9 protein-coding genes are annotated in these 8,685 nt (G+C 58.2%); 3 read left to right on the forward strand and 6 right to left on the reverse strand.

Annotated elements, in window-relative coordinates; genetic code table 11:
* Position 1: 1 nt before the first annotated feature.
* The 3 genes from ACR0LN_RS21200 to phhA all read right to left on the reverse strand — a co-directional run bounded on the left by ACR0LN_RS21200 (position 2) and on the right by phhA (position 2,863).
* Entirely contained in the window at positions 2-1,576 is a 1,575-nt protein-coding gene (locus tag ACR0LN_RS21200) for a lysine--tRNA ligase (RefSeq protein WP_480432541.1), read from the reverse strand.
* 125 nt (positions 1,577-1,701) lie between these two features.
* Complete coding sequence (locus ACR0LN_RS21205; RefSeq protein WP_480432542.1) at positions 1,702-2,055, reverse strand: 4a-hydroxytetrahydrobiopterin dehydratase; 354 nt, start codon at positions 2,053-2,055, stop codon at positions 1,702-1,704.
* Positions 2,056-2,062: 7 nt separating this feature from the next.
* A complete protein-coding gene (gene phhA / locus ACR0LN_RS21210) occupies positions 2,063-2,863 on the reverse strand; it encodes a phenylalanine 4-monooxygenase (protein WP_480432544.1) in 801 nt (266 codons plus the stop codon).
* Between the two features lie 109 nt (positions 2,864-2,972).
* Here phhA and ACR0LN_RS21215 point away from each other — a divergent pair, with 109 nt between their 5' ends.
* Positions 2,973-3,440 carry an Lrp/AsnC family transcriptional regulator gene (locus ACR0LN_RS21215; protein ID WP_480432547.1) on the forward strand — a complete coding sequence of 156 codons (468 nt, stop codon included), beginning with the start codon at positions 2,973-2,975 and terminating at the stop codon, positions 3,438-3,440.
* 83 nt (positions 3,441-3,523) lie between these two features.
* Positions 3,524-3,946 carry a tellurite resistance TerB family protein gene (locus ACR0LN_RS21220; protein WP_170488914.1) on the forward strand — a complete coding sequence of 141 codons (423 nt, stop codon included), beginning with the start codon at positions 3,524-3,526 and terminating at the stop codon, positions 3,944-3,946.
* Between the two features lie 2 nt (positions 3,947-3,948).
* On the opposite strand, the gene dacB is transcribed toward ACR0LN_RS21220, so the two are convergent.
* The 3 genes from dacB to ACR0LN_RS21235 all read right to left on the reverse strand — a co-directional run bounded on the left by dacB (position 3,949) and on the right by ACR0LN_RS21235 (position 6,618).
* Positions 3,949-5,427: a D-alanyl-D-alanine carboxypeptidase/D-alanyl-D-alanine endopeptidase gene (gene dacB, locus ACR0LN_RS21225; RefSeq protein WP_480432549.1), complete on the reverse strand. Its 1,479-nt coding sequence runs from the start codon at positions 5,425-5,427 to the stop codon at positions 3,949-3,951.
* A 67-nt stretch (positions 5,428-5,494) separates the two neighbouring features.
* The gene (locus ACR0LN_RS21230; protein ID WP_480432551.1) at positions 5,495-6,115 is read right to left on the reverse strand and encodes a nicotinate-nucleotide adenylyltransferase; all 621 of its coding nucleotides are present in this window, start codon (positions 6,113-6,115) and stop codon (positions 5,495-5,497) included.
* A gap of 32 nt (positions 6,116-6,147) precedes the next feature.
* The gene (locus tag ACR0LN_RS21235; RefSeq protein WP_480432553.1) at positions 6,148-6,618 is read right to left on the reverse strand and encodes an MOSC domain-containing protein; all 471 of its coding nucleotides are present in this window, start codon (positions 6,616-6,618) and stop codon (positions 6,148-6,150) included.
* A gap of 138 nt (positions 6,619-6,756) precedes the next feature.
* Here ACR0LN_RS21235 and ettA point away from each other — a divergent pair, with 138 nt between their 5' ends.
* On the forward strand, positions 6,757-8,424 hold the full coding sequence (gene ettA / locus ACR0LN_RS21240; protein WP_480432555.1) for an energy-dependent translational throttle protein EttA: 1,668 nt from the start codon (positions 6,757-6,759) through the stop codon (positions 8,422-8,424).
* Positions 8,425-8,685: the final 261 nt, after the last annotated feature.

Below are 8,685 nucleotides of genomic sequence, written 5' to 3' on the forward strand. Positions count from 1 at the left end.
ATCAGACCAGTTCGCCTGCCAACGCCTTGTCGATCAGGGTGATGGTTTCAGGCACGCCGTAAAGGGCGATGAAGCCGCCAAAGCGCGGCCCCTGCGATGCCCCCAGCAGCACCTCATACAACGCCGTGAACCAGCCACGCATCGGGTCAAACCGCTCACGCCCGATGGAATAGACCACCGATTGCAGCGCCTCGTCTTCGATGGGACCCTCATAGGTCTCCAACGCGGCTTTCAGAGCCTCCAAGGCCTCGCGCTCCTGATCCGTTGGCGCACGATGCTGACGGGTCGGTTTGACGAAATCGTTGAAGTACCGCACGGCGAACCCGGCAGCCTGATCCAGATCGGGATGCGTTTCTGCTGTGGCTTCGGGCGCATAGCGGCGGATAAAGCCCCAAAGCGCCTCTTTATCCTCTGCACCCGAAACGGACGCGAGGTTCAGCAGCATCGCAAAGGGCACAATCAGGGTCGATTCCGGAACGTCTCCGCCGTGAATATGCCAGACGGGGTTGTTCAACTGCGCCTTCAGCTCCTGCCCCGGATAGGCCCGCAGTTGCTGATGATACTCATCCACTGCTTTCGGGATCACGTCGAAATACAGGCGCTTGGCGGTCTTGGGCTTTTGATACATGAAATAAGACAGGCTTTCCGGCGCGGCATAGGTCAGCCACTCCTCCATCGACAACCCATTGCCTTTTGACTTGGAAATCTTCTGCCCCTGCTCGTCGTTGAACAGCTCATAGCTCAGCGATTCCGGCGGCTGCTTGCCCAGCGCCCGGCAGATTTTCGACGACTGCGTGACCGAGTCGATCAGGTCCTTGCCCGACATCTCGTAATCCACGCCCAGCGCGGCCCAGCGCATCGCCCAATCCGGCTTCCACTGCATCTTGACGTTGCCGCCGGTTACCGGGATCTCGATCTTCTCGCCATCCGGTTCCTGATAAACAATCGTGCCCTTTGCCACGTTGCGCTCCAGCGTCGGAACCTGCAGCACATGGCCGGTTTTCGGACTGATCGGCAGGAAGCACGAATAGGTCTCACGCCGCTCCGGCCCAAGGGTCGGCAGCATGATTTCCTGAATCTTGTCAAACCGCTCCAGCGCAGTCAGCAGCGTCTCATCGAACTTGCCGCTGGTGTAGTAATCGGTGGCCGAAGCGAATTCGTACTCGAACCCAAAACTATCCAGAAAATCACACAGCATCGCGTTGTTGTGCTGCGCAAAGCCTGCATGCGTGCCAAACGGATCGCGCACCTTGGTCAGCGGCAGATGCAAGTCTTCTTTCAACTCTTCCTGCATCGGCACATTGGTCGGCACCTTGCGGAACCCGTCCATATCGTCCGAGAAACAGATCAGTTTGGTCGGAATGTCGCTGATCTGCTCAAAAGCATGGCGCACCATGGATGTCCGCGCGACCTCACCAAATGTGCCGATATGCGGCAGGCCCGAAGGGCCATAGCCGGTCTGAAACAGGACATATCCCTTTTCCGGAGCCGCTTTCTGATAGCGTTTGAGCACCCGGCGCGCCTCTTCAAAAGGCCAGGCCTTGGACGCTATCGCGGTTTCACGCAGTTCAGACATTTGATTTTAAGCTCCATCGGGAAAAAACAGCGCCGGTCGCCCCATGCAACCGACCGACCCCTCCTATTGTGCCGGTGCAGCATGAGTCAATAAACTGCGGTTTTTTTCCTGATGAGAAAGCCGAATTACGCTGTTAACTGGTCCAGTTTTGCCGCCCAGATGAAATCATTCTCGCTAAGGCCGCCGATTTCATGCGTGGTTAGTTTAACGCCGACGTAACCCCAGCCAAATGAAACATCGGGGTGATGCCCCTGTTGATCTGCTAACCATGCGCAGAGATTGGCCAGATAGGTCGCCTTGGCGAACCCTTTGAACTTGTAGTGACGGCTCAGCGTCTTCGCGTCAGCATCCAGCTTCCAATCGGACGTCAGCTCGGCCATGTGTGTATTGGCCTCGTCGCGGGTCAATGCAGGCACGCCACCAGAACAAGGCACGCAGGTACGATCCGATAGGCTGCAGGTTTCTCCTGTTAGGGTCATGATCTGTTCACTCCGCCGCTGTTGCTTTTTCCGGGAACTTGTTTGGCAGCAACCCAAGGGACTGTGCCTGACCTACATCGGCCAGCAAGTCTCGGTCGGCGGCCGCAAACAGCTCCTCAGGTGAGTCTAGCACGAAATAGCCCATCTGGTGCATGTCGATCCGATACGGAGTCCGCAGGATCGTCATGATATCAAACGGATCACGGTCGGGAATGTCGCTTTCGACAGCATAGACCAGTTCCGTGGGCGAGGACGCAAGCCCTGATCCCAACGCTTTGATCTCACCATCCTGACGGCGCAGGCCGAATTCAATCGAGAACCAGTACAGCCGGATGAGCCAGGCATAATCCTTGTCACCCGCCTGCACCCCAGCCTTGCCGATGGCATGGCTAAAAGCGGCAAAACGCGGATCGCTCAGCAACGGCGTATGCCCGAATATCTCATGAAAGATATCCGGTTCCTCGATATAGTCAAAATCTTCCCGCGAGCGGATGAAGGATGCGGCGGGAAATACCCGGTCCGCCAACATGCCAAAGAATGTCTTGAACCCGATCAGCGCCGGCACCGGCTGCACCCGCCAACCAGTCATATCCAGCAAACGCTCTGATATATCCGCGCAGGAAGGGACGCGGGTCTTCGGCAACTCCAGCCGCTCCAGCCCGGCCAGATAATCGCGTGCCATATAACGCTGCACATTCTCTTGCTGTGCAGCGTAGAGGTCAGCCCAAACGGCATCCTCTTCTGGCGTATAGGCGATATGGCCCCGATCGTCGGCTACCTTTGCAACGTACTTGGTCGACTTTGGCATCCCTTTTCCTCCTCAGGGAAAAGTATAGCCACGCACAGCGATAGTTATGGTTTGGTTTTCTAGAGATTTTGGCTAAATTTGGAGAATACATCTCGCAGGATCGTTATTGATGAAACAAACCCTTCAACCCTCCGATATCGCCATTTTACAAGAGCTCCAAACCGATGGCCGCTTGTCGATGCAGGAACTCGCCGACCGGACCGGCCTGTCGGCCTCGCAATGCTGGCGGCGGGTGCGCGATCTCGAAGCATCCGGCGTGGTGTCCGGCTATACAGCGCAGGTCCGGGCAAAATCTGTCGGTCTTGATGCCATCGCCTATGTCCATGTCGCCTTGCGCGATCACCAAGAAGACAGCATCACCTCATTCCTGCGACTCGTCGAGACCGAGCCGCAGATCGTCGAATGCGCCTCGATCACTGGGGATCATGATTTCATTCTGAAGGTGTATGCAAAAACACCCGAAAATCTCGAACATTTCATCATGCAGCGGCTACTGAAATCCGGTCTGGTTCGTGATACACGCAGCAATTTCGTGCTGCGCCAGACCAAAACACGTGGGCCGTTGCCCATTCTCTGACCGGGCAAGCGGCGAAATCCGTTGAACCTGCCCGCCAGCCCTCCTATCGTGCGAGCGCAGAAAAGCCCAATCAGGACGACACCATGACCGAACAAGTACCCCACCCGATGTCCCCACAGGATTGCCTTGTTGCGATCATGGTCGCGGTATCTGCGTCGGATGAAACTATCCGCACGGCCGAGCTGGTCAAGATCGAAGGCGCGGTCAATATGCTGCCGGTGTTTGCAGAATACGATATCGACCGGACGCGTCGAGTGTCGCAAACCGTCTTTGACCTGTTCGAGCAGGAAGACGGCCTGGACGCCCTGTTCGGCCTGATCCGCGAAAACCTGCCCGAGCGGTTGAACGAAACCGCGTATGCGCTGGCCTGCGACGTGGCAGCAGCGGATGGGTCGCTGGCGGAAACCGAGCTGCGTCTACTGGAAGAAATTCGCTACGAATTAAATATCGACCGCCTACATGCCGCAGCGATCGAACGCGGCGCACGCGCACGGCACACAACCTGAGCTTAGCTTCCGGCCAACGCACCCCAGCGTTCAATCAGCGCCCGCTGCAGTTTTCGCGACCTTTGGTTCCAACTGCGGGCCCCATCAGGACGCTCGCGCAGCGCTCGGGGGATGGTCGCGCGATGCTCCACGTCAGCGGTAAAAACAGCAAAGGCCAATTCCGAGCCATCTGGTGCGGTGATAAACCCACCCAATCCCGACACGAAATTCAGCGTTCCGGTCTTGGCGTCGACCCTTATCGGGTGATCCTTGACCGGGCGGCCCTGACTATCGGCCAAAGTGAATTTTTTCAGCAGCGGTCGCAATTCCCCATTCTTCCGCGCCGCCACAAGGGCTGTGACCAGCGCCTCAGGCGCCATGCGTGACGAACCGCCAAGACCTGAGTGATCCACCATGGCGAACCCGGTTACGCCATAGGTCTCAGCCGCCCAGCGGTTCATTTCTGCAGCTGAATCCTCCAGGCTCTGAATCTCTGCACCGCGTGCCTTCGAGGCCGCCATCCCCACCATTTCGGCCGTCAAGTTTGTCGAGTATTTCAGCATGCCCCGCAGGATACTATCCAGCGGGTCACTCTGATGTACCACCAGAACAGTACCCTGCGGCGCTTGCCCCGTGATCTGTACGCGCCCCAGGACAATACCGTTAGATCGCGCCAAAGTCCTAAACACATCACCCGCGTAAAGCGCAGGCTTGCGAACCGGCAACCACCGCGCGCCACCATTGCCCAACGCGCCACTGGCCACGGTCCACCGATCCTGACGCGCGCTTGGCTGATAGGTGTAGATCGGCAAACTACGCTTTTCGACCCGCATCGACGCCATGTCGACCGATGGCGTATAGCGGGCGGTGCGGGCATCCATTGTGACGCTATAATCATTACCCGAGCGCTTCCATTCGAAATGCACACGGTTGAAATTCAACGAGATACCGCTGACCGCCGGGCTATAGCCCAAATGATCCGGCTGCCCCGGATCAATACTGAACTCATAGGGCAACGCCCCGTCATAGACTTTGAATGCGCCCCGCACTTCGGTAATCCCAGCTTCGCGCAGGTTGGCCGCCATCGTTGCCAGATCGTCGGTGTCCAGCAGGGGATCTCCACCACCCACCAGGATCAGATCGCCGTCCAATATGCCGTTCGTGATCGGACCATCAGCAATCAACGCAGTTTCAAACCGGTAATCCGCACCCAGAACATCCAACGCATAAAGCGCGGTCAGCGCCTTTGCGACGCTGGCAGGCGGCAATCCCTGATCTCCACCAAATGCCTCAAGCTGGGTGCCGGTTTCCGCGTCTGCGACAGCAAAGACAACCTCGCCTTTCAGCCCCGCTGCCTGAATTAAGCGCTCGGCACCGCTGGGCAAGTCCCCGCGCAGCTGTGGGCGCAAAGAGTGCAAAGGGGCGTCGGCCAAAGCCGTGCCCGACACAATCGAGGCACCAAGACCCGCAAGAAATAAACGACGCGAAATACGATCGACCATGGGTCTATTAGAATCCCAGAGCTTAAATGCAGACAATCACTTGATTAAGATTATGCGCCGACAGGAGTCATTCCGGCAACACCTCATCGCGCCAATCTCCGCGCCTGCGCAACTCGGTCGAGCTGACATCGACCATCGGCACGTTCACAAAACACCACGCCGGAGCCTGCGCACGCCCAAGCAGATGCCGCGCCTGCCCGTCGATGCGGTAGCGGGCGTACAGACGTGCCGCGGGGGACATACGCGCCGATATCCGATCTCCCGGCCGAGCCACCACGCCCACAGGCACGCTGTCCATGATCAGCCGCCAGTCTTTCCAGCGATGGAACTGCGCCAGATTATCCGCGCCCATCAGCCAGACGAACCGGACTTGCGGATAAAGCCGCCGCAGCGCCGCCAAAGTGTCCGACGTCGCTCGCGTCCCCGTCAGCGCTTCGATCTCCGTTACTTCAACGCTCGGGTGCTGCATGATGCTTTGCGCCGCATCGACCCGTCGCTGCAACGGTGCCGGTCCACGCTCTTTCAACGGATTCCCCGGAGACACCAGCCACCACACCCGATCCAACCCAAACGCCTTCATCGCCTCACGCGTGACATGCACATGCCCCTGATGCGGCGGATCAAAAGACCCGCCGAACAACCCAATGACCTGCCCGGGCCGCGCGTATGGAATATCGCATCGCTCCATGCCCTGCTGATGTTCAGAACTGAAGCAGCTTGTCAATTAACAGGTTGCACCGGATCACCCAACCGGACATATCCGGGCTGGACAACTTCGGCACACCACCCCCCATGCCCACGCACAGCAGAATAGCCACCTTTACCCAGTGCCTCCTCCATCCGGCTACACGGCGCGCAGATCACGGTGAGACGCAGAACAGTCTCGCCCACCTGCACCTCGCGCCCCTTGAGCGCTGCGAGATTGATCCCAGAAACCACTAGATTCCGCCGCAGAGTGTCAGGCGCGACCGACCTTTGCCCAAGATACGAACCTATCGCCGCCAAATGCTCGTGTTGGATCAAGGTCACCGCCCTCTTACCCGCGCGCCCTCGGTCCCCGTCCAGCCCGCCAAAGGTAATCATCGCGGTTTCCACATCGATCATCCCAGCCCGCCGCTCGGGTCGCAGGCCAATCCACTCCACCCGACCTGGCTGCGCCCAACCCTCTATCAATTCTGCCAGTTTCGACAAATCGCACCCCGTTTCCAACTGCGCCTGTTTAGACTGAACCGCATCCCTGCGAAATTCACAAAACCACCAGCTTGCCCCGCCCGCCCGCCTCGGATATCCAGCGTTTCAACCCAATTTCCCCGACCCAGAGGACGCGACATGGCCGCCTATCAATATGTCTACCACATGCAGGGTGTCTCAAAGACCTATCCCGGTGGCAAGAAGTGCTTTGAAAACATCCACCTAAGCTTTCTGCCCGGCGTGAAAATCGGTGTCGTCGGCGTCAACGGCGCGGGTAAGTCGACACTGATGAAGATCATGGCTGGCCTCGACACCGATTTCACCGGTGAGGCATGGGCGGCTGAGGGCGCCAAGGTCGGTTATCTGCCGCAGGAACCGCAGTTGGATGAATCGCTGACCGTCCGCGAAAACGTCATGCTGGGTGTGGCCACGAAAAAGGCCAAGGTCGATCGCTTTAACGAGATCGCCATGGAGATCGCCGAGAACTACACTGACGAACTGATGGAGGAGATGACCACCCTGCAGGACGCGATCGACGCGGAAAACCTGTGGGACCTCGACAGCCAGATCGACGTCTCGATGGAGGCGCTGCGCTGCCCGCCGGATGATGCCAACATTGCCAACCTTTCAGGTGGTGAGAAACGCCGTGTAGCGCTCTGCAAGCTGCTGCTCGAAGCGCCCGACATGCTGCTGCTCGACGAACCCACCAACCACCTGGACGCCGAGACCATCGCCTGGCTGCAACAGCACCTGATCGACTACAAGGGCACCATCCTGATCGTCACCCACGACCGGTATTTCCTGGATGACATCACCGGCTGGATCCTCGAACTCGACCGCGGCCGAGGCATCCCCTACGAGGGCAACTACTCCGCATGGCTGGAACAAAAGGCCAAACGGCTGGAGCAGGAAGCGCGCGAGGACAAGTCCAAGCAGAAAACTCTCCAACGCGAGTTGGAATGGATGCGTCAGGGCCAAAAAGCCCGTCAGGCCAAATCCAAGGCGCGGATCAACGCCTATAACGAACTGGCCGAACAGTCCGAACGCGAAAAGCTGACCCGCGCCCAGATCGTCATCCCCAACGGTCAGCGTCTTGGCGGCAAGGTGATCGAGGTCGAGGGCCTGTCGAAACACATGGGCGACAAGCAACTGATCGAAGGGCTGGACTTCGCCCTGCCCCCCGGCGGCATCGTCGGCGTCATCGGCCCCAACGGTGCCGGTAAATCGACCCTGTTCAAAATGCTCACCGGTCAGGAACAGCCCGACAGCGGCACCATCACGCTGGGCGATACGGTCGAGCTGTCCTATGTCGACCAGTCCCGCGATGACCTAAAAGACAACGATACCGTGTGGGAGGCGATCACCGGCGGTGCCGAGATCATCCAACTGGGCGACGCACAGGTCAATTCCCGCGCCTATTGCTCGTCATTCAACTTCAAGGGCGGCGATCAGCAGAAGAAGGTTTCATTGCTGTCAGGCGGTGAGCGCAACCGCGTCCACATGGCCCGCCTGCTGAAAGAGGGCGGCAACGTCCTGCTGCTCGACGAACCGACCAACGACCTTGACGTCGAAACCCTGCGCGCGCTGGAAGACGCTCTGGTCGATTTCGCCGGCTGTGCCGTGGTCATCTCGCACGACCGCTTTTTCCTCGACCGGATTTGCACACACATTCTGGCCTTTGAGGGCGATGCCCATGTCGAGTGGTTCGAGGGCAACTTCGAGGACTACGAAGAGGACAAAAAGCGCCGTCTCGGACCAGATGCGTTGGAGCCCAAGCGGTTGAAACATAAGAAGTTTGCGCGGTAGATGCTATCTCCTTGATACTACCTCAACGAGAGATATTGTACTCCTACATATTTTGTTTGGAGTACAATACTGCCAAAGAAACTAGTGATTTTTGGTAATGGTCTTGGAAGATCTTTCGACGACAATTTTTATCAGTTGGAGAGAGCTCTAAAAGCCTCATGGGACGCTGACTGGGCCTCCCCAACTGAACTGGTCCACCGTTATGTTTAGGAAACGGAGGACCACGAATGGCAAACAAGAGACCAAAGCCCGAAGAGATTG

The organism is Ruegeria sp. AA6, assembly GCF_056542865.1.